Here is a 20678-nt window from a genome sequence, read left to right as displayed (position 1 = left end):
GAATGATTGATGAATGAATAATGATTAGTGAATAATGATTAATGAACAGCGAGATTACTCATTTATCATGCATCATCAATCATTATTCATTACTTCTGTGCCGTTTACAATATCGCCAATGTATACTTTTAGCTCTCGGCGGAAGCGCTGCTGGTATTCCTGCTCTATGTCCATGGTCATTTCGGCCAGAGCTTCTTCTTTTACCAGATTGATGGTACAGCCGCCAAAGCCGCCGCCCATCATACGGGCACCCAGCACACTCTCATTATCCCGCGTCTGGTCTACCAGAAAATCCAGCTCTTCGCAGCTCACCTCATAGTCCGAACGCAACCCATCGTGCGATTCGTACATTTTCTGCCCAAAGCCTACCAAATCATCATTTTGTAATAAACGGCAGGCCTCTTCAACCCTGGCGTTTTCTTCAATAATATAACGGCAACGCCGGTATACCACTTCATCCATCATGGTACGAAAGCGGGTGAGTGTATCTATGTCTACATCTCGGAGACTATTAATTTTTAGCTCCTGTTCTTTCAAGCGCTGTACGCCTTCCTCACACTGCTGACGTCGGGTGTTGTACTCTGAAGAGGCCAGCGAATGACTGATATTGGTATCCAGCAGTACGATTTTATGTCCACTGATCTTAAAGGGTATCATTTCATATTCCAGAGTACGGCAGTCCAGCTTGATCACTTGGTGACGCTGGCCGAAAAGATTGGCAAACTGGTCCATGATACCACATTGAACCCCTACATATTCATTCTCTGCTCTTTGGGAAAGCTTGGCAATGCTTTGCTTGTCCAGACCGAACTCAAATATATGATTGAGCGCAGTAGCCAGGCCACACTCCAGTGCGGCAGAAGAAGACATGCCTGCTCCCCGGGGAATATCTCCCCCGAATACGCAGTCAAAACCCTTTACAGATAAGCCCTGCTTTTGCAACTGATCTATAATGCCCAGAATATAATTGACCCAGGCATGCTCGGAAGGCTGAAAAGCTTCAGGATCAAAATCCACACTTTCCCGCATGTCATACGAATATACCCGGCAACGTGGGTGGTCATTGGGAGCCAGGGCAAAGATCATGTCCTTATTGATGGCTGCCGGAAGTACAAAGCCTTCATTATAATCTGTATGTTCTCCGATGAGATTCACCCGGCCCGGAGAGCGTACCAGGCTCGGTTCCTTCTCATAAAGTTCTAAAAATTTGTTTTGAATAATGGAAGCATCCATAAAAAATAGGTTACCAGTAAATAATATATAAAGCTGCCAAAATACCGATAATTAACAAAGCACCCACGTTAAACTTGCGGCTGGTTTTGAATAATTCAGGGGAAAGCTCAATAGAATTAGGCTGGTCCTTACCGGACTGTATCAGGCTGATGATAATCATTAATGTAGCCAGTATCAGGAAAACCACTCCCATCCTATCAATAAAAGGCAGTTGGGGGAAAAAGAATGCTAATGCAGCCGATAATGGAATAGTAAGAATAGCGGCAGTAAGTGCAGCATCTGCAGTAGTCTTTTTCCAGAATACCCCAAAAACAAAGATAACAAACACCCCAGGAGATACATAACCAGTGTATTCCTGAATATACTGAAACACCTGACCTAAGCCTTGCAAAGCAGGAGCTACCAGACAGGCAATGATAAATGAAACCACTACCACGATGCGCCCCATCCTCACCAGGGAAGCTTCCGAAGCACCTTTGTTGATATAGTTTCGGTAAATATCCATCGTAAAAATCGTAGAGGTACTATTTGCCATAGAAGCCAGTGAGGACACAATGGCAGCAGTAAGTGCAGCAAAAGCTACCCCTTTCATACCATCAGGCAGAAGACTTAATAACGAAGGATAGGCTCTGTCGGGAACGATAAAGCCAGAGTCGGGATCCGTCATGATATTGGTGAAGTTGCCCCCCATCGCATCATTCTGTACAATCACAAAAGCCGCAATACCGGGAATAACAACAATCAGGGGAATTAATAATTTAAGTATTCCTGCGAATACTACTCCTCGCTGGGCATGATCCAGGTTCTTAGCTGCCAATGCCCGCTGGGTGATATATTGGTTAAAGCCCCAATAGCTTAAGTTTACAATCCACATTCCTCCGATCAATACACTTATACCAGGCAGCATCTGGTAGGCATCAGTAGTACCTCCCTGCCCATCAGTAATCATAAAACCCTCTTCCAGAATCATATGAAAGTGGTCGGGTGCTTCATTTCGGAGCCGCGCCAACCCTCCAAATATATCTCCATCTCCTACGATATCCAGTGCCAGATAAGTAGTAGCCAAACCGCCTAATACCAGAAATATTACCTGCACCACATCTGTCCAGGCTACTGCCATCAACCCTCCATAGATAGAGTACAAGAGGGCAAACAATGCCAGTCCAATGATGGCGTAAATCAGATCAACTCCCAGCACTGTCTCAATGCTTAAGGCTCCCAGGTAGATGACCGATGTAAGGTTTACGAATACATATACGAGCAGCCAGAAAATAGCCATAAAGGTACGTACGGTATCATTATATCTGTCTGCCAGAAACTGGGGCATGGTGTAAATACCTTTCTTAATATAGATAGGCAAGAAAAATTTACCTACTACCAACAGTGTAGCGGCAGCCATCCACTCATATGTGGAGATCGCCAGCCCCAACGCATAGCCTGAACCCGACATGCCGATAAACTGCTCTGCAGAAATATTTGAAGCAATCAGTGATGCTCCTACTGCCCACCATGGTAAAGAGCGACTGGCAAGAAAATAGTCCTGTGAGTCTTTTTCGTGTCCTTTTTTATCACGCGATACCCAAAGGCCCAGACCGATAATAAAAAGGCAGTAGCCAATGAATACCCCAAAATCTAATGCAGAAAATCCCATATGTAAATCTGTTAAGTAGTTTGGTTTTTGTTAGTCCGTTCTACAAGTATAATAATTTTAATGTTGTATTACGCGTTTGATAGTTTGCATCATTAGGATTATACTTTTTACTAAAGACAGAAGGGGAACTTACTTGGAAGATGAGAAGGTAACGTATAGGCTTACCTCTTGCGTTATAAAATAATGAGCCCAATAAATAATAAGATTCTTTAGCACTCTTGCGAAATCATTTGGCAAAGCTAATTCTGCTGATGATAGTTTTGCCTAATTTTATATCCACAATTTCTGTCAGAGCGCCAAAAATATTGACAATAATGAAAATACTTTTCTACCTCATTTGGCTTATCAACATAGTATTGCTGCTAAATACTCCTCTCTGGGCACAGCTGCAAAAAGAATATTATGATAACGGACAAATCAAAGCTAGCGGTCAAATGATAGAGAAGCAGAAAACTGGCGAGTGGACTTATTACTACCCTAACGGGAAGCTCAACGCCATTGAACATTACCAGGAAGGGCAAATGCATGGAGAAGTAAAGTACTTTGACTTTGAAGGACGCCTGGAAGCAATAGAAAACTGGCAGCAGGGCCAGCAGGAAGATAGCTCATACTATTTTTACCCCAACGGTCAACTGGAGAAAAAGGGAATATTTACAGAGGGGCTTTATCAAGGCAAATGGCTTTTTTACTATGAAGATGGTACTCCCAAACGTATTGGATACTATCAGGAGGGCTTACCTGCTGGAGAGTGGATTTTTTATCAGGAAAATGGCGAACTCCAACAGGAAGGTAGTTTTAAGAATGGCCTGGAGCATGGCGAATGGAAGTTTTATGACAAGAAAGGACGCCTTGAATACATAGGTCAATATACTGAAGGTGAGCGCAGCGGGGACTGGTATTATGTAGACAAAAAGGGCAGAAAGGAAAAGGTAGAATATTAGCAAACCACAATGTTTATCGGGGGTAAAACCAACTTGACTCTTCTTCAAAAACTGTCTAGACCTTGTTCATTGACCTCTTGATGAAGAACCTATATTGTTACCGTAAATTATTCTTACAGAATTTCCTAAGGTTTTTAGTTGAAAATACTTATATTAAGAGAGTTATTCATTAGAATCACTTCCATTTTGTTTACCTAAACATTTGTCAGCTATGCTCAAATCCAAAAAATTTATCCTGAAACCTATCAATTCTGCCAGTGATCCTATACAACAGAAAGGCTTCATGAGTGATCCTATTCAGCAAAAAGGTTTTAATAGTGACCCTATACAACAGAAAGGCTTTATGAGCGATCCTATTCAGCAGAAAGCCAAAAGTGACCCTATACAGCAACGATAGCATTCACTAAACACTTTAGTTTTAAACTTTTTTATTGCCAGACACTCTTGTCTGGTTTTTTTTTCGGTTAAAGCACTTATGCTATTGACAAATCCGAAATGCTTGTAAATCGGAGGTGAAACATGCTTCAATCAAAATAACGGTTAATGAAGCTTCCAAAGCTTCCTGGTATCTGGATAATTTGAAACAAGCCTTACTACAAATTGCTTTAATTACCAACTGCTAATTTAAGTCTGGAGTATTGTAAACTTTTCAAGTACATATCCAGTCCTGGTTTTTTATTTCTATACTGTTTAGTTTAACATCAAGTCCTAATACAAACACTACTTTTTTATGGCGAATACTTCTGAAAAGGCCTGGCACCACCTTGCTAAAGAAGAGATTTTTCAAACCCTGGAAAGCGACGGTCAAGCCGGACTCAATGATGAACAAGTACAAAAGAGGCTGGAAACCTACGGAGAAAATGTGATCCAAGAGAAAGAAGAGAAATCTGCTTTTGTGCGTTTCATGCTCCAGTTTCATCAACCCCTGATCTATATTCTACTGGGAGCTACCGCTTTTACTATTGTGCTGGAAGAGTACGTAGATGCGGCTGTTATCTTTGGGGTAGTGCTGGTCAATGCTATCATCGGTTTTGTACAGGAAAATAAAGCAGTAAAAGCTATTGGAGCCCTCTCAAGGTCCATGACTACCGGAGCCTCAGTATTGCGCAATGGAGAAAAGAAGCGGGTGGAGGCTAAAAAACTTGTGCCCGGGGATATAGTGCTGATAGAAGCAGGAGACAGAATACCCGCAGATCTCCGATTGATCAGGGACCGTGATCTGCAAGCTGATGAGTCTGCCCTAACGGGTGAGTCTGTTCCTGCAGCCAAACAGGCAGAAGATACGCTGGAGGAGGACACGATATTGGCAGAACGTACAAATATGGTGTATGCTTCTACTGTAGCTACCAGCGGACAGGGCCGGGGTATTGTAATCGCAACTGGCGACAATACGGAGGTGGGTAAGATATCCGGTTATATATCTTCTGCTCCTGATCTGGCGACCCCTCTTACCAAAAAAATCAATGAGTTTAGCAGAATTCTCCTGTATGTCATTCTTGCGCTGGCAGCAGCTACGATGGCGATTGGGTTGATCAGAGGCCAAGCTATTGATGAAATTTTCTTATCTGCCGTAGCCCTGGCAGTAGGTGCTATTCCGGAAGGCTTACCGGCAGCTGTTACCATTATGCTTGCCTTAGGCGTATCCAAAATGGCCAAAAAGCAGGCTATCATCAGAAAGCTGGTAGCTGTAGAAACGCTGGGAAGTACTACAGTGATCTGCTCGGACAAAACCGGTACACTCACTAAAAACCAGATGACTGTGCGTAAAATATATGCCGGTGACGCCTATTATGAGGTAGAGGGTGCTGGCTACGAACCAGAGGGCAAGATCAAAAAGGAAGAGCAGGAGATTGATACGAAAGAAGAACTGAGCCTGCAAGAGTGTCTACGCTGCGGTATACTATGTAATGAAAGTAACCTGTATAAGAAAGAAGAACAGTGGACTATTGAAGGTGATCCTACGGATGGAGCTGTACTGGTTTCTGCGCGCAAAGTTGGCTTAAATGAAAACCAGCTTTCCGATCAGTTTCCCAGGGCAGATATCATTCCCTTTGATTCTGAATACCAGTATATGGCCACTTTGCATACTGGTGAAAGTACGCGGGCTTATATCAAAGGCTCCATGGAAGCTATCTTACAAAGATGCAGCAATCATTTGAATAACAAGGGTGAGACAAATTCCATAGACAAAAATAAAGTAGAACGTGTGGCGGAAGAACTTTCGGCAGAAGGCTTAAGAGTTATTGCCATGGCTAAAAAAGAACTGAGCAATGGTAAAAAAGAGATTAGTCATGAAGATCTGGAAGAAGAGCTGACTTTCCTGGGCTTACAGGGTATTATTGATCCTCCGAGAGAAGAAACTAAAAAAGCCGTTGAGATGTGCCAGCGAGCCGGCATACATGTAAAAATGATTACCGGAGATCATGCCCTCACTGCCTCCACCATTGCCGGTATGATCGGGCTTCAAGGAAGGAAAAAAGAAGATCGTCTGGAAGCACTAACGGGAAAAGCCATGTCAAAATTTTCGGACGAAGATTATGAAAACGTAGTGGAGGATATCGCTGTATTTGCCCGGGTGAATCCTGAACAAAAGCTTAAGCTGGTAAAAGCTATGCAAGCCAAAAACAACATAGTAGCGATGACTGGCGATGGGGTAAACGATGCTCCCGCACTTAAACAAGCTAATATTGGAATCGCAATGGGTATTACGGGTACCGATGTGGCCAAAGATGCTTCTGATATGGTGTTAACAAATGATAATTTTGCTTCCATAGAAGAAGCGGTGGAGGAAGGGCGAGGTGTTTTTGATAATCTCACCAAATTCATCACCTGGACGCTGCCCACCAACCTGGGTGAAGGCCTTGTGATTCTGGCAGCTATCATTTTGGGAACAAGCTTGCCTATACTACCACTGCACATCCTCTGGATTAATATGACTACCGCTGTGCTGCTGGGTCTTACACTTGCTTTTGAGCCTAAGGGGGATATTATGGAACGACCTCCCCGTGATCCGGACCAGCCAATTCTTACCCTTCCTCTTGTGATGCGCACCTTATTTGTAGGATTATTATTGCTGGTAAGCGCTTTTGGCTTATTCCAATACGAATTATCTTTAGGGACAAGCGAAATAAAAGCGCAAACCGTAGCAGCCACTGTATTTGTAGTAGTAGAAGGTTTTTATTTATTCAACTGCAGGTCTTTGATCAAACCCGCCCATCAAATTGGTTACTTTTCCAACCCCTGGGTATATTATGGTGCTGCTACCATGCTGGTTTTGCAGTTGTTATTCATCTACCTTCCCATCATGAATACCCTCTTTAACACTGCACCCATAGGACTAGATTCCTGGATAAGGGTGGTAGGCGCAGGTTTGATTGTACACCTGATTATTGCTACTGAAAAGTGGGTCAGGAGAGTAAGGGGCAGTAGCTCCATCTAGTAAACGCTTATCAGATACTGTTTGAACAGATTAAATGTGCCAATAAAGCATCAACAGAAAAAAAACATTCAGGCTAAGCCCTGAAATCATGTTGAGCCGCATAGTGGAACTAAAGTTGGCTTTATCCCGATTTTGCCGCACCTGCCCATACCAGTAAAAGAAATACAGCACAATGGGGCATAAAAAAGCCAAGTAAGCCAGGGCATGCGATAAACTAAAAAAATGCTGGTAATACCAGAAGAAGCCTACTGCAGAAAGTGCAAAAACAAAAGCTGTAAAATGGAAGGTCCCCCGAATGCCCAGTTTGTAGCTTAGGGTAATATCTCCTCTTCTGGCATCCTCTTCATGCTGGTAAATCTGGGTCATAGGATACGACCCCCAGAGCATGAGACTGCTAAGTAGTGCAGGTAACACATAAGGAAGTGACCAGACCTCCCTGATACTTACATCGTGTATACCCATATAAGCCATCAGCCAGGTGAAGCAACCCTGGAAGAATCCTGCAATAAACCAACTGGCTATTGCAAACTTCTTTAATCTGATTGCTGGATGGCTATAAGCCTTGCTCACCAGCCCATATATTAGTAACATCAGGGCAAACTGCCAACTGATCAGTAAGCCTAAAATAATCGCTAGCAAATCCAGCAAGAGGGCTACCCAGTATAATTCTTTATCAACCGGAGGTGGTTTTTCTAATCCTCCGATACTTCCCTCATCTTTATCAAAATAGCTGTTGTATCCATTACTGGCTGGGTAGAGTAAGAAATGCAGTATAAAAAATACCAGTAACGCACGAGGCCAATCCTCAGGTACATCTACACTTAAAGCAAAAAGGAAAATGGGCAGCAGAAAGATAGAAAAGGGGATGCGTAGATGCAGAAGTGTAGACTTGCTAATCATACAGTAAATTTACCAAACAATTAAAACCTGCTATAGTTATTAAGCATTATTAACTAATTTTTTTACCTATGAGTAGTTTATTATATCTCGTAGCCATTATTTTGTTAATCGGATGGCTACTTGGTTTTTTTGTGTTCAGTGTGGGTAACTTTATTCACATCTTACTGGTGATAGCCGTTATTGCTATTCTGTTCAGATTAATCAGAGGAAGAGGGATATAACTTAAAAGCCGGGAGCATTTTACTTCCGGCTATATATTTTTCGCCTCATTCCAGTAAGCATCCATCTCATTTAGTGTCATGCTTCCCAAATCTTTCCCTTCCGCTTTTGCTTTTTCTTCCAGATAGTTAAATCTCTTGATAAACTTCTTATTACTTCTTTCCAGCGCTTCTTCAGGATTAATGCCGGTAAATCGTGCATAGTTAACTAAAGAAAAAAGCAGGTCACCATATTCATCCTGCATTTTCTCCAGATTATCTGCCCTCTCCTCCTCACGAAACTCTTCCATCTCTTCCTCTACTTTTTCCCATACCTGACCTTTATGTTCCCAGTCAAAGCCTACACCCCTAGCTTTGTCTTGTATGCGCATTGCCTTGATCAGGGCCGGTAATGATTTAGGAACCCCACCCAATACTGTCTTTTTGCTATTTCCTTTTTCTTTCAGCTTAATCTGCTCCCAGTTGCGCTCTACGGTAGCAGCATCTTCGGCTTTTACATCTCCATAAATATGAGGATGACGCACGATCAGTTTTTCACAGATACCATCCAGTACACCCTCAATATCAAAAGCTTCCTGTTCAGCCGCTATTTTCGAGTAAAATACGATATGTAGTATCAGATCACCCAACTCCTTCTTAATCTCCTGCATATCTGCCTCAATGATGGCATCAGAGAGTTCGTAGGTTTCTTCTATCGTTAAGTGCCTCAGGCTTTCCAGCGTTTGCTTTCGGTCCCAGGGGCACTGTTCTCGTAGCTCATCCATAATGGTCAACAATCTGTTAAATGCCTGTAGTGCCTTTTCTCGCTTATCTTTTGTCATGCGTAAGTTCTTTATTTACAGTTTTTTATTTTGCTTTACTCTCTAAATCTCAATCAAAAATAAGTAATAGAAACTTTGGTTCTAAGGAGTTCGTTTTAACTTTGTAATCAAAACAGTAGAAAATCATCAACATATGACAACGATACTTTTAGGCATAGGTGTATTAGGTTTATTTTTCGTTCTGATGTGTGTGAGGCTTATTTTCCTGAAAGATGGAGAATTTAAGGGTACTTGTGCATCTCAAAGTCCCTTTTTGAATAAGGAAGGCGCTACCTGCGGGTACTGCGGCAAAGAAGTAGGGAAAGATACTCAATGTGGTAATCCTGACTCTGAAGTAAATAAAGTATTAGCTAAGTTTGATTAATGCTTTTTTCTAAATTTGCAGCCTTTCTATATTTAGCCATAAAATTACCATTCATTGACTTTAATTAAATCGATTTCCGGTATACGAGGTACTATCGGAGGAGAAGTAGGAGATGCGCTTACCCCGGTAGACATTGTAAAGTATGCTGCCGCTTATGGCACATATATTAAAGAGAAAAATGCGAACGCCAAGGTAGTCATCGGGCGGGATGCTCGTGTCTCAGGACCTATGGTATCTTCACTCGTGTCTTCCACCTTGCAGGGATTAGGTATTGACATTGTAGACATTCAGCTTGCCCCTACCCCTACGGTGGAGCTTGCTGTAAAGGATGAGAAAGCTGACGGAGGTATTATCATTACTGCCAGCCATAACCCGGGCCAGTGGAATGCGCTGAAACTTCTTAACGCGGATGGCGAGTTTTTATCTGCTGAAGCTGGTGAAGAAGTATTACGCATCGCTGAAGAAGGTGGATTTGAGTTTGCCACTTCCAAGAAATTAGGCAGCTATGTAATAGAAGAAGACTATATCAGCAAGCACATAGAGAAAATACTATCCCTTGCTGAAGTGGACAAAGCGGCTATAAAAGCCAGTAATTTTAGAATTGCTATTGACTGTGTAAACTCTGTAGGAGGTATTGCAGTACCACAGCTTCTGGAAGCCCTGGGGGTAGAACAGGTAGAAAAGTTTTTCTGCGAGCCTGATGGAGCCTTCAAGCGTAATCCTGAGCCTCTTCCTGAAAACTTAAATCATATCTGTTCAAAAATAGAGCAGGGCGCATTTGACCTGGGCATTGTGGTAGACCCTGATGTAGATCGCCTGGTACTGATTCAGGACAATGGAGCTCCTTTTGGGGAGGAATACACTTTGGTTTCCGTGGCAGATTATATTCTGGGACTAAACCAGGGAGGAAATACCGTTTCCAATCTTTCTTCTTCCCAGGCGCTACAGGATATTACGGAGAAGCACGGAGGCAACTATACCGCAGCAGCCGTTGGTGAAGTAAATGTGGTAAAATCCATGAAGGCTACTAATGCGGTAATAGGCGGAGAAGGTAATGGCGGCGTCATTTTCCCTAAAATGCACTACGGACGCGATGCCCTTACCGGCATAGCTCTCTTCCTTTCCCATCTGGCTAAGTTTGGTAAGACCATGACGCAGCTGAAGTCTACTTACCCTCAGTACCATATTTCCAAGAATAAGATTGAGCTGACGCCCGATATCAATATTGACAATATTATGAAGGGCATAAAGCAGAAGTACAGCAATATGCCTGTCAATCCTATTGATGGTATCAAGATCAGTTTTGGCAAAGAGTGGGTTCATTTACGCAGGTCGAATACCGAACCTATTATTCGTATCATTGCCGAATCACACTCGCAGGTTACGGCTGACCACCTTGCCAATAAGCTTATCAGCGATATTCGCGAAGTCATTTCAGAAAGAGCATAGGCACTTCCTATGCCTCTTTTTGTGGCAAAATTAAACACTACACATCATGCAGGTCTATTTGGATAATGCTGCTACTACCCAGCTTTCACCTGAAGTGTTTGAGGCCATGAAGCCTTATATGCTGGAGTTTTACGGTAACCCTTCTTCTACGCACGCCCACGGAAGAACTACCCGCTCGGCCATAGAAAAAGCACGTAAGAAAGTAGCAGATCTGTTCCATGCCTCTCCTTCAGAAATTTTCTTTACTTCTGGCGGTACAGAAGCAGATAATACTGCTATCAAATGCAGTATTGAAACGCTGGGAATCAAACATGCGATTACTTCTCATCTGGAACACCATGCCGTACTGCATACCTTGCAAGAACTCGCCAAAAGAAATACAATTCACCTGGACTATGTCCGTACTGATGAGCGGGGAAATATTGAGCTTGCGCATATGAAAGAACTTCTGGAGCAGAATGAACGTTCGTTCGTATCCATTATGCATGGTAATAATGAGATCGGCAACCTCAATAATATTGAGCAGATTGGTGAAATCTGCGACGCCTACGACGCTATTTTTCACTCCGATACTGTTCAGACATTGGCTCACTATCCTCATGACCTGAGTAAGCTCAAAGTTCATAGTATTATTGGTTCTGCCCATAAGTTTCATGGACCTAAAGGTGTAGGGCTCCTTTACCTCAGAAAGGGACATCAGATTACGCCCTTTATGCACGGGGGCTCTCAGGAAAGGAATATGCGGGGTGGTACAGAAAACCTTTATGGCATTATTGGCCTTGCCAAAGCTTTGGAAATCGCTTATGAAGGCGCGGAGCAGCATCGCCACCATATTTTGGGCCTCAAAAAACGTATGATTGAAGGACTGAAAGAAAAAGTGCCCGGTATCGCTTTCAATGGAGAATCTGCCGACCTGACTAAAAGTTTGTATACTGTCCTGAATGTGAGCCTGCCTCCTTCAGAAGATACTGACATGTTATTATTTAACCTGGATTTGCATAAAATTTCTGTTTCGGGAGGTTCTGCCTGTTCCAGTGGTTCAAATTTGGGTTCGCATGTGCTGAAAGCTTTATCCGCTGATCCTGAAAGGGGCGCGATACGTTTTTCATTCAGCAAATACAATACGCTGGAAGAGATTAATTATGTGGTAGATAAATTGGCAGATATGTACACCTCTGTCAAAATTTGAATTTATCTTCCTGAGATTTGTTTGCTATATTGAATAATTAATGCGCTGACAAAAACCGCCTATGAAACGATATACCCTTTTTTTTGCTGCTACTTTTACCTTGCTGCTTGCCACTTTCTCTTTCAGCAAGGCACAACAAGCGATTGATAATAAAATATGGAAAGCCCTGTCGGGAGTGACTTACACCATTACCGAAGATGAGTATGGAGAACTTTATGTACCTAAATTTAGCGAGGAAGCCAAGGCTATGGAAGGCAAAGAAGTGACCGTACCCGGCTATATAATTCCTTTTGAAGGCCTTTTCAAACCAGACCATGTGATTGTTTCTTCTTTGCCCCTGGCTTCGTGCTTCTTTTGCGGCTCAGGTGGCCCTGAAACTGTAATGGAAGTATATTTGAAAGAACCCATTGATTATACGGAAGCAATTGTTGCTTTTAAAGGCAAGCTAAAGCTCAATGATGAAGATTATGAACAGTTGATGTACATTCTGGAAGATGCCGAAATGGTGGGTGAGGTTGGAAAATAATCATAAGTTACAAAAAAAAGGGCTCCTAATGGAGTCCTTTAAATTAAATCACTATCCAGTTTTTATAAACCTATAGCTATATAAGCCTGTAGTACTGAATTTTTAGAATTGTCAAATATCCCTTCCGCTGCAGTAGTCTTGGCAATGTTGACCAACCCCAGATTATAACGCGCGCCAATAGTTACCGCTGCTAAATCTATTCCTAATCCGGCAGCCAATCCATAGTCCCAGGTTTTAAAATTATCTCTGTTCAATTCTTCAGAACCACTGGCTAAATCTCCCTCTGTAGAACTACTGGCTCCTATCAGATAGCTGGCATAAGGGCCTACATGAAGATTGACGACTTCTCCTAAAGTTACTTTCGCAAGTACCGGAATGTCTATGTAAGTCAGGTTGGTTTTTACTTCTCCTTCAGCTCCTACCAAATCCAGTACACCATCGCTAGTACCATAAGTAGCACGATTACCTTTAGTAGAGAGCACCAATTCTGGTTGTATACTAAAAGATTCACTGACAGCTATCTCTGTAAACAGGCCTACATGGAATCCTATACGGGCATTCTGGTCACCTACTTGTTCGCGATAAAAGTTAGAAGCATTCAGTCCTCCTTTCACCCCTATTCTTGAATCTTCCATCTGCGCATTAACTGTAGATGGATAGTATAATAGAGCGAAAAATGCTCCAAAAAATACTAGTTTGTTAAAAAATTTCATAGATAAAAAAATTTAAATTAATAATCATTGAATTCATTTAATTGGTAACAGGAAAAATAATGTATTGTTAATCATACTACCATAATTATTTTTTGCCTTGATGAATTTCCCTTTGAAAAGGTGGTAGTTTTATGAGTACTTTATTTTTTTTACATTGGAATAGATGAAAAATATCCACCGTTTTTTAGAACATACCGCCCTCTCCCCTGCCTTAAACTATCAGGAGGTAGAAAAAATGATACAAGAAGCCCGGGAGCATCTTTTTGTTGGCCTGTGTCTACCTCCTTTCTGGGTAAAGAAAGCCAAAAGAGACTTGGGTGATGCCGATGTGCAAATGGTGACCGTGATAGGTTTTCCCTTTGGTTACCAGATGAGCCAAACCAAAGAAGCTGAAATCCGGCAGGCTTTGAAGGATGGGACCGATGAGTTGGATGTTGTCATGAACATTTCAGCCTTTAAGTCCGGTTTGCCCTGGGTCAAGATAGAACTGGCAAAGTACGCCACCCTTATTCATGAGGAAGAAGCTTTACTGAAAGTGATTATAGAAACAGCTTACTTATCGGAGGAAGAAATTCGTACTGCCTGTAAAATCTGTGCGGATGCAGGAGCAGATTTTGTGAAAACTTCCACAGGGACAGCTCCTGAAGGCGCAAAGGTAGAACACATCAAACTGATGAGAGAAATACTACCTTCAAATGTGGGAATTAAGGCTTCGGGAGGTATTAAAACACTGGAACAAGCTTTGAGCATGCTGGAAGCTGGTGCCGACAGGATCGGCACCTCTTCGGCAATACATATTTTCAACCAATCCAAAGAGTAGATATGAGCGTTCACTATACCATTCGTGTATACGGCAAAGTACAGGGTGTTTTCTTTAGAGCCAGCACCCAGGATAAAGCAGAATCCTTAGGCATACTGGGATGGGTAAAAAACGAAGCTGATGGTTCGGTACGCATTGAAGCTGAAGGACCTGAGCAGCAAATGCAGGAATTTATTGAGTGGTGCAAACAAGGCCCTAATCATGCGAAAGTAGAAAAAGTAGATTACAAAGAAGATAATCCTCAGGGATTTGTCCGCTTTGAGGTCAGACATTAATTCTTCTTTTTTCGGCGCTGAGAGTTATCCAGTGCCGTACTATCTTTTTTCTCCTCGCTTTCTTCATTTTCATTATCCTCCTCCTCTTCAGGCGGCGGTGCCGATTGAAGTACCTGATCATCATTCTCAAAGAATTCATCAAAAGACTTCTGATAAGTAAGGGAGACGCCTTGCTGGAGGTCAACATCATTGGTAAATATATCTCGCTCACTGTCCTGAAATATTCTGATATTCAAATTACCTCTGGCATCCAGACGGTACAGTACTTCAAATTCTCCATAAAATTCGTTACTACCTCCTCCCGAGGAACTATTGGTATTCAGGCTGGTCATACCTCCGGCGCTTACAGTCAACCTATCGTTGAAGAACTGCTTGGTGAGAGCCACATCCAGATCACGATCGGCCAGGGCAGTATTTTGTGCCTGTAAATCGTTAGATTCTATATTCATATTTATTTGTACCCCTCCCAGATAATCTTCGCTCAGGCTGGTAAGCGTACTGGAAAGCAGACGGCTTACACTATTATCTATATTTTGGTTGACCGTAGTCAAAGTGGAGCCACCGCCTGAGCCAAAACCACCTTCTACAGGTAAAAATCTATTGAGCACAATCAGGGAGAATACTTGCTTGTACAGTTGGGTCTGGTCCTGCTGCATCCGGTTTATTATATTTTGTATCATAATAACACTAGATCCACTCGCGGCTAGTTCTGGAATCTCAATATCAAAATTCAATTGAGGTTCAGATAACTCTCCGCTAATATTCATAACCACATTGACTGGCTGCCTGGTAGTCACATAAGACTCACCACCACTATTCATTATTTCGGTTCGGATATCTGAAGAAAACAGCCCATCCAGAGTAGTTTCGGCTGTATAGACAGCGGTAATGTCAAATCTTGCATTAGCCGGATCTCCATTCCAGCTAAGGGAACTCCCCTCCCGTATATCAAACTCTTTTTGAATAATCTGGGCAAAGGTAAGTACATATTGTCCGCTTTGGATAACGTAAGTACCCTGCATATTCATATCACCAGCTGGGTTCATGCTTACATTTAAATCCGCATCACCTGATACTGTGATTCTGTCTCCGTTTACCGGGTCTATCACGATGGTAAGTTGAGCTTCCGGATTAACGCTTACATCCATGGCTAGACTCAGCCCTGTAATCTCTACTGCCTGATTTCTGAGAGAATCAGACCTACTGCTTACCTGCGTACTATCTTCATTTTCACCAGCTATCGGATCTGCTTCGTTGAAGGCGTTTCTGGTCGCATCAATAAAATGGATATATTCCGCTTGTGAGGCTTCTTCTGCTTCATCTACCATGGCAATGGTCATATCAGTACCTTCGTTTACTTCAGCATCTCCGCTAACTCTCAGGTCACTGGATGCTCCCTGTATTTCCATATTAGCAGAAGCGAAAGCTCTCCCATAAAAGCTCTCATTCTGATAGCTTTCACTGCTTACAAACAAAAAGTTATCTGTTTCAAAGGACAAATCCATTACCGGGTCACTTACATTGGCAAAATTGATGCTGCCATCAAGGGTAGCCTCAGTTTGGGCAGAATCAAGAATGGTGAACTCATCAAATAGCAGCTCCTGCCCATTAAATTCCAGGGTTTGGTTGTTGATATAATATTGAGCACCTGTAATGGTAGGAATGAGGCTTACTTCATCAGCAAAAGTGAAATTACCGGTAAGTGAAGGATCGCTCGGGGTCCCTTTGAGTTCCATATCCGCCTTGAGTACCCCTTGCAGCTCTTCTACATAATCCTGCATAAAGGTCTGCCAGGGCTCTAACTGGAAACGCTGCATATTGATGTCAAAATCAAAGTAACCGGAGTCCAGACGATAGCTACCTTGCATAGCAAGTTCATTAGTACTTCCGCTAAGCCCCATTTCTATCAGAAGAGGTTCGTCGGATTCTGGCGCGGCCAGACCTTTTCCGTTTGCACTTAATTCCAAAGTACCTACCGGAGTATCTCTTACCTCTAAGTTATTAATGCTAAGCTGGGATTCCAAATCACCCTGCTCAAAGAGGCTCTGGAGTGAAGCCTGGGCATTGAGGGTACCCCCGATCATATAGTCATCAAGGTCGAGACTGGCCAACAATGGCCCCAGTGCTAATTGGTCTATTAGAAGTTGCAGATTAGTTTTTCCTTCCTGATTGGTGGTGCTTACTTCTATCCTTTGGTTTTCCTGCGCCAGGTAAAAGCTATCAATCTGAAGGTAATCAGCAGCATACAAAATGCGAGTAGAGGGAGAAAGCTGCCAGGGCTTTTGCTCCAGTACCAGCTCTGAATCATCTAAGCTAACCGTAATAGTATCCTGGCTATTGCTGAGCACCGTATTCAGGTCCAGGCGGTAGGGAGCATCATCTGAGCCTACTTTCAGATTCATATCAATTTCTGTAGCAAAAAGGCGTTGTTTATTTTCCTGCAAAGAATCCTGCGCAACTCCAGAGAGGTTACCCCTAAGCGCCACCTCGGGTATGGTAAGTCCACCCAGCCGTATGAAGTCAGATTTAGTGTTGAATTTTATCGCCTTTTCTGAAGTCTGGGCGGTGAGCAACAGACTATCTACGCTGTAATCATCATAGATAACATTGGGTGCATAGAAACGGAAGGTGAGCTTTTTACGGCTGCTGTTAAAATAGGCATTGGCATTGATAGGTTTGGCCACTGTAAGAGAAGGCACAAAAGCTCTGGCCAGTACCGGCGTTTCTTTGATCTCAAAATTGATAAACAATTCCTGATTGGTCTCATCAGTATTGATTGTGTCCACATCATTGAGCGGAGCCTGGTAGGCGGACATATAATATTGCCTGAAATCTTCTATGGCTTTGGGTAATCTTTCCAAGCTGAACTGGCCACTTATTCCTGCATTTATGTAATCAGAATAGAAATTGATGGAACGGCTGCTATCTGATTTTTCCGCTACCAATACCAGTGAATCCAAAGTATACATTTCTTCATCTTTGATGATGCTGGACTCTGTTACTTTAAATGAACCTACAATATTGTCTACGGTATTGCCCTGAGCCTGAGCTCGCAGGCGGGTGTTCTCAATGATAATACTATCCTGTACCAGATTAAGGCGAAAAAGATTGAGGTTTTCAATGTTCATCTCCATCTCATATTGGCTATTCTCGCCCTTCAAACTGGCGTTTGCATTGGCATGCATTTGCAGGAGACTGTCCGCATAATCAATAGTTGCTTCTATGTCATCATAATTTTTTTGGGCTTCCACCTTCAAGCCTTCGTATTCATAGCCTTTATAGCCCAGGTTTTCAACCAACAGATTTGCACTCAAATCGCTCAAACTGGTATCCTGTCCGTAAGTTTGTACCGCATTGATATCAGCTGTCATGGATAGGTTTCCATAATCCCGGGCTACGCTGTCAGGATTTCCCAAAGCCAGCATTACCGCCTTCAAATCTAGCTGATTGGCATCCAAGTTTGCGCTTATTTTCGCATTACTTTCTGTTACCTGGTAAGTACCATTTGCCAGCAACCTACCTATACCTGTCTGAAGGTTAAGGTTGGCTTCTATGTCTTCCAGGGTCCCTTTGGCCTGCGCCTGTAGTGAGAGCCTCTTTTGTTGTAATGTATTGAGATACTGAGCGGTAGAATCATCCAGCAGAATTCTTAAAAAAGCATAATCTGTACTGAATTCATTCAGGTTAAAATTAAAATAGGGTGATCCATTCACCGTAGAATCCAAGGCACTTAAATCTCTAAAGGCTGCTTCCGCCAGTAAGCTTGCTTTATCGGCCAGGCTAAGTTCCATGCGGTCCATTACTCCTTCACCATTTTGCATGTCTATCTGCCAGCTGAGCTCCGCATTCATTTCAATTAAGGACGGATATGCACTCAATGCATCAGAAAAATAGCTTACATCCTCCAAACCTAAGACGGTACTGTTCAAATCAGATTTCAGGCTGATGCTATTCATCAGTTCGGCAGTAGTTTCAGCAAGCTGCATACTATAGTCTATGCTACCATTCAGTTCGGAATGTCCGGTGCGCAATTCATTTAGCGTAAGCGCTATAGTAGGCATGTCCATATTTACCTGCGCCGCCAGCTCTTGGATTTGGAAGCCACTATTACTCTCTACAAAAGCTAGTAATGGTAAGTCTAAAAACACAGTTTTGGCTCCTACGCTTACATCCTCCACTTCAAGCTGAATATTAGAGAGTGCCAGGTTTTCAAAATTCATCTGCTTACTTGTATCCTGCTTTACCTGACCTACCTGATAACCGATTTCGCTGTTGGCAATTAATATTTCATCCAGCTCAAAGGTATACCCACTGGGATTGATCACATTACTATCGGTAGTATCAGCCTCTTCCTGCTGTGTAGTATCTGCCGAGGTAGCAGGTAGCTGCATGCTGAATGCCAGCCCATCAATATCCAGTTCACTGGCGCTGATCAATTGTTCATCCAGCGAAATCTTATCAAAAAGCAGGTTAAGCTTATTCAACGCCAGATTCATAACCGTGCTATCCGCCTCATAGTCAAAGCGAATATCACTTAGTAAAAGCTCATTGGCCTGAAAGGTCCAGGAAGAAGAAGTAGTGTCCTGCTGAGTCTGCGTGGTAGTATCGGAGGCAAAAGCTTCGGGGATAAACTCAAAATTCAGTGAGTCTGTACCCTCCTTTTGATACAGGTTAATATAGGTATTGGCAATAATGACGTGATCAATACTGATGGTTTTACTGATGGCAGCCCAGGGGTCAAAGGCTACATCCAGCTTACCACTATATAATAATGTATCGCCCTGCTGATCTTCTACATACACTTCTTCCAGCACAATCTGGTCCAGAAAGTCTATGTCTATGCCTCCCAGGCTAACTTTGGTATTCAGCATGGTAGAAACCTTATCTTCTACCAGGCCGGTGAGATAAGATTGCACTGCCGGGGTACGAAAGGCTATATATATGATCAGCCATAGTACCATAAGTGTACTTAATATATAAAGCAAACGTTGCGCCCACTTCGGCAGCTGTGATATATTTTCTTTAGGAGAGTTAATAGCTTGTTATTATTTTGTCAAAAAAATGGTTATGCTAAAAAGTTGCTATCAAATACACATATAACAATTAATGTAGCTGATATTGTTATGGTTTATGAAGCTTGATGCAAACAAATATATCTTAACCACATAATTTTTTTAATTTGCAATATCATAAGCTTAGCTTTCTAACGTGCATATAGTGAAAGATTATACATTTGACCATGAACAATAAGGAAGATTTACGAAAGTTGCTCAAAAAACTCCGCAAGTACGAAATATCTATTCGTAAAGCGATCACTACGCAGATGCAGGGCGACTTTCACTCCGTATTCAAAGGCTCAGGCATTACTTTTGACGATGTACGCGAATATCAGTACGGTGACGATATCCGAAGCATTGACTGGAATGCCACGGCTAAAGGTCATAGCGTATACGTAAAAACTTATAAAGAAGAAAGAGAGCAGATTGTTTACATGATGCTGGACGTAAGTGCTTCTCAGGAAATAGGCGATCCCGGCCACCAAAAAGTAGACATTGGCAAAGAAATATGTGGGGTGCTGGCGCTTTCAGCCATCAAAGAAGCCAGTCAGGTGGGTCTGCTTTGTTTTTCTGATCAAAAAGAGGCCTACGTAAGACCTAATAAGGGTGATAAGCATGCCTACCAGATCATTACCAAACTCTATAACACTCAGCCGGTTTCTACCAAAACTAACCTCAACGCAGGTATTCATTATCTGCTGAATATCGTAAAACGGCGCAGCATTATTATCCTCGTCTCAGATTTTATTGACGAAGATTATATCGGTAACTTAAAAGCACTGGCACGTAAGCATGACCTTATTGTAGTGCACTTATCGGATAAGCGGGAAACGCAGCTTCCCAGCCTGGGCATCATCCCGGTTTATGATAAGGAAAGTAAAAAAACCATCTGGGTAAACTCTTCTTCCTCTTACTTTCAGAGCAAAGTGAACAGTACTTATGCAGGCACACGCCAAAGCCTGGAAGATTTTTGCCGCAAGCATCAGGCAGATTACCTGTCAATCGCTACCGAAGAGGATTATGTGCCCAAACTTATCAATCTATTCAGGATAAGAAATAAGATCAGGAAAAGTGCGTAACAT

General features: G+C 42.5%; 17 protein-coding genes. 11 read left to right on the top strand and 6 right to left on the bottom strand.

The window, feature by feature from the left end:
- Nucleotides 1–75: 75 nt before the first annotated feature.
- Both WJR50_RS00565 and WJR50_RS00560 read right to left on the bottom strand, forming a co-directional pair.
- Nucleotides 76–1233, bottom strand: a complete 1158-nt coding sequence (locus tag WJR50_RS00565) for a galactokinase (protein WP_341291255.1) — start codon at nucleotides 1231–1233, stop codon at nucleotides 76–78.
- A 10-nt stretch (nucleotides 1234–1243) separates the two neighbouring features.
- On the bottom strand, nucleotides 1244–2884 hold the full coding sequence (locus WJR50_RS00560) for a sodium/sugar symporter (protein WP_341291254.1): 1641 nt from the start codon (nucleotides 2882–2884) through the stop codon (nucleotides 1244–1246).
- A 314-nt stretch (nucleotides 2885–3198) separates the two neighbouring features.
- On the opposite strand from WJR50_RS00560, the gene WJR50_RS00555 reads away from it, so the two are divergent.
- From WJR50_RS00555 to WJR50_RS00545, 3 genes are all read left to right on the top strand, one after another.
- Nucleotides 3199–3825 carry a toxin-antitoxin system YwqK family antitoxin gene (locus WJR50_RS00555; RefSeq protein ID WP_341291253.1) on the top strand — a complete coding sequence of 209 codons (627 nt, stop codon included), beginning with the start codon at nucleotides 3199–3201 and terminating at the stop codon, nucleotides 3823–3825.
- 211 nt (nucleotides 3826–4036) lie between these two features.
- Entirely contained in the window at nucleotides 4037–4222 is a 186-nt protein-coding gene (locus WJR50_RS00550) for a hypothetical protein (protein ID WP_341291252.1), read from the top strand.
- Nucleotides 4223–4555: 333 nt separating this feature from the next.
- Complete coding sequence (locus tag WJR50_RS00545; RefSeq protein ID WP_341291251.1) at nucleotides 4556–7264, top strand: cation-translocating P-type ATPase; 2709 nt, start codon at nucleotides 4556–4558, stop codon at nucleotides 7262–7264.
- Between the two features lie 30 nt (nucleotides 7265–7294).
- Here the strand turns inward: WJR50_RS00545 and WJR50_RS00540 are convergent, their stop codons facing one another.
- Complete coding sequence (locus WJR50_RS00540; protein ID WP_341291250.1) at nucleotides 7295–8164, bottom strand: UbiA family prenyltransferase; 870 nt, start codon at nucleotides 8162–8164, stop codon at nucleotides 7295–7297.
- 68 nt (nucleotides 8165–8232) lie between these two features.
- Here WJR50_RS00540 and WJR50_RS00535 point away from each other — a divergent pair, with 68 nt between their 5' ends.
- Nucleotides 8233–8385, top strand: coding sequence for a lmo0937 family membrane protein (locus WJR50_RS00535; RefSeq protein WP_341291249.1), 153 nt, complete (start codon nucleotides 8233–8235; stop codon nucleotides 8383–8385).
- Between the two features lie 29 nt (nucleotides 8386–8414).
- Here WJR50_RS00535 and mazG read toward each other — a convergent pair whose 3' ends face one another.
- A complete protein-coding gene (mazG, locus tag WJR50_RS00530; protein ID WP_341291248.1) occupies nucleotides 8415–9203 on the bottom strand; it encodes a nucleoside triphosphate pyrophosphohydrolase in 789 nt (262 codons plus the stop codon).
- Nucleotides 9204–9336: 133 nt separating this feature from the next.
- Between mazG and WJR50_RS00525 the strand changes: the two genes are divergently transcribed.
- From WJR50_RS00525 to WJR50_RS00510, 4 genes are all read left to right on the top strand, one after another.
- Complete coding sequence (locus WJR50_RS00525) at nucleotides 9337–9567, top strand: hypothetical protein (protein WP_341291247.1); 231 nt, start codon at nucleotides 9337–9339, stop codon at nucleotides 9565–9567.
- 54 nt (nucleotides 9568–9621) lie between these two features.
- Nucleotides 9622–11016 carry a phosphoglucosamine mutase gene (glmM, locus tag WJR50_RS00520; protein WP_341291246.1) on the top strand — a complete coding sequence of 465 codons (1395 nt, stop codon included), beginning with the start codon at nucleotides 9622–9624 and terminating at the stop codon, nucleotides 11014–11016.
- 46 nt (nucleotides 11017–11062) lie between these two features.
- Entirely contained in the window at nucleotides 11063–12205 is a 1143-nt protein-coding gene (locus WJR50_RS00515; protein ID WP_341291245.1) for a cysteine desulfurase family protein, read from the top strand.
- 61 nt (nucleotides 12206–12266) lie between these two features.
- Nucleotides 12267–12731, top strand: coding sequence for a hypothetical protein (locus tag WJR50_RS00510; protein WP_341291244.1), 465 nt, complete (start codon nucleotides 12267–12269; stop codon nucleotides 12729–12731).
- Nucleotides 12732–12793: 62 nt separating this feature from the next.
- Here the strand turns inward: WJR50_RS00510 and WJR50_RS00505 are convergent, their stop codons facing one another.
- Complete coding sequence (locus WJR50_RS00505) at nucleotides 12794–13444, bottom strand: porin family protein (RefSeq protein WP_341291243.1); 651 nt, start codon at nucleotides 13442–13444, stop codon at nucleotides 12794–12796.
- Nucleotides 13445–13607: 163 nt separating this feature from the next.
- Between WJR50_RS00505 and deoC the strand changes: the two genes are divergently transcribed.
- Entirely contained in the window at nucleotides 13608–14264 is a 657-nt protein-coding gene (deoC, locus tag WJR50_RS00500) for a deoxyribose-phosphate aldolase (protein WP_341291242.1), read from the top strand.
- A 2-nt stretch (nucleotides 14265–14266) separates the two neighbouring features.
- Complete coding sequence (locus tag WJR50_RS00495) at nucleotides 14267–14539, top strand: acylphosphatase (RefSeq protein ID WP_341291241.1); 273 nt, start codon at nucleotides 14267–14269, stop codon at nucleotides 14537–14539.
- Here the strand turns inward: WJR50_RS00495 and WJR50_RS00490 are convergent.
- A complete protein-coding gene (locus tag WJR50_RS00490) occupies nucleotides 14536–19500 on the bottom strand; it encodes a translocation/assembly module TamB domain-containing protein (protein WP_341291240.1) in 4965 nt (1654 codons plus the stop codon). The two genes, WJR50_RS00495 and WJR50_RS00490, sit on opposite strands and share 4 nt — an antisense overlap.
- Before the next feature lie 278 nt (nucleotides 19501–19778).
- Here WJR50_RS00490 and WJR50_RS00485 point away from each other — a divergent pair, with 278 nt between their 5' ends.
- Nucleotides 19779–20675: a DUF58 domain-containing protein gene (locus WJR50_RS00485; protein WP_341291239.1), complete on the top strand. Its 897-nt coding sequence runs from the start codon at nucleotides 19779–19781 to the stop codon at nucleotides 20673–20675.
- The last annotated feature ends 3 nt before the right edge of the window (nucleotides 20676–20678 follow it).

It is taken from the genome of Catalinimonas locisalis (genome assembly GCF_038039535.1).
GTDB lineage: Bacteria > Bacteroidota > Bacteroidia > Cytophagales > Cyclobacteriaceae > Catalinimonas.
Note: the sequence above shows the minus strand (reverse complement) of the source record. Positions and strands in the feature narration are given on the sequence as shown.

Bases quoted from the DNA above. Each gene is read 5' to 3' on its own strand.
- WJR50_RS00565 (WP_341291255.1), bottom strand. From the start codon at position 1,233: ATGGATGCTTCCATTATTCAAAACAAATTTTTAGAACTTTATGAGAAG.
- WJR50_RS00560 (WP_341291254.1), bottom strand. From the start codon at position 2,884: ATGGGATTTTCTGCATTAGATTTTGGGGTATTCATTGGCTACTGCCTT.
- WJR50_RS00555 (WP_341291253.1), top strand. From the start codon at position 3,199: ATGAAAATACTTTTCTACCTCATTTGGCTTATCAACATAGTATTGCTG.
- WJR50_RS00550 (WP_341291252.1), top strand. From the start codon at position 4,037: ATGCTCAAATCCAAAAAATTTATCCTGAAACCTATCAATTCTGCCAGT.
- WJR50_RS00545 (WP_341291251.1), top strand. From the start codon at position 4,556: ATGGCGAATACTTCTGAAAAGGCCTGGCACCACCTTGCTAAAGAAGAG.
- WJR50_RS00540 (WP_341291250.1), bottom strand. From the start codon at position 8,164: ATGATTAGCAAGTCTACACTTCTGCATCTACGCATCCCCTTTTCTATC.
- WJR50_RS00535 (WP_341291249.1), top strand. From the start codon at position 8,233: ATGAGTAGTTTATTATATCTCGTAGCCATTATTTTGTTAATCGGATGG.
- mazG (WP_341291248.1), bottom strand. From the start codon at position 9,203: ATGACAAAAGATAAGCGAGAAAAGGCACTACAGGCATTTAACAGATTG.
- WJR50_RS00525 (WP_341291247.1), top strand. From the start codon at position 9,337: ATGACAACGATACTTTTAGGCATAGGTGTATTAGGTTTATTTTTCGTT.
- WJR50_RS00515 (WP_341291245.1), top strand. From the start codon at position 11,063: ATGCAGGTCTATTTGGATAATGCTGCTACTACCCAGCTTTCACCTGAA.
- WJR50_RS00510 (WP_341291244.1), top strand. From the start codon at position 12,267: ATGAAACGATATACCCTTTTTTTTGCTGCTACTTTTACCTTGCTGCTT.
- WJR50_RS00505 (WP_341291243.1), bottom strand. From the start codon at position 13,444: ATGAAATTTTTTAACAAACTAGTATTTTTTGGAGCATTTTTCGCTCTA.
- deoC (WP_341291242.1), top strand. From the start codon at position 13,608: ATGAAAAATATCCACCGTTTTTTAGAACATACCGCCCTCTCCCCTGCC.
- WJR50_RS00495 (WP_341291241.1), top strand. From the start codon at position 14,267: ATGAGCGTTCACTATACCATTCGTGTATACGGCAAAGTACAGGGTGTT.
- WJR50_RS00490 (WP_341291240.1), bottom strand. From the start codon at position 19,500: ATGGTACTATGGCTGATCATATATATAGCCTTTCGTACCCCGGCAGTG.
- WJR50_RS00485 (WP_341291239.1), top strand. From the start codon at position 19,779: ATGAACAATAAGGAAGATTTACGAAAGTTGCTCAAAAAACTCCGCAAG.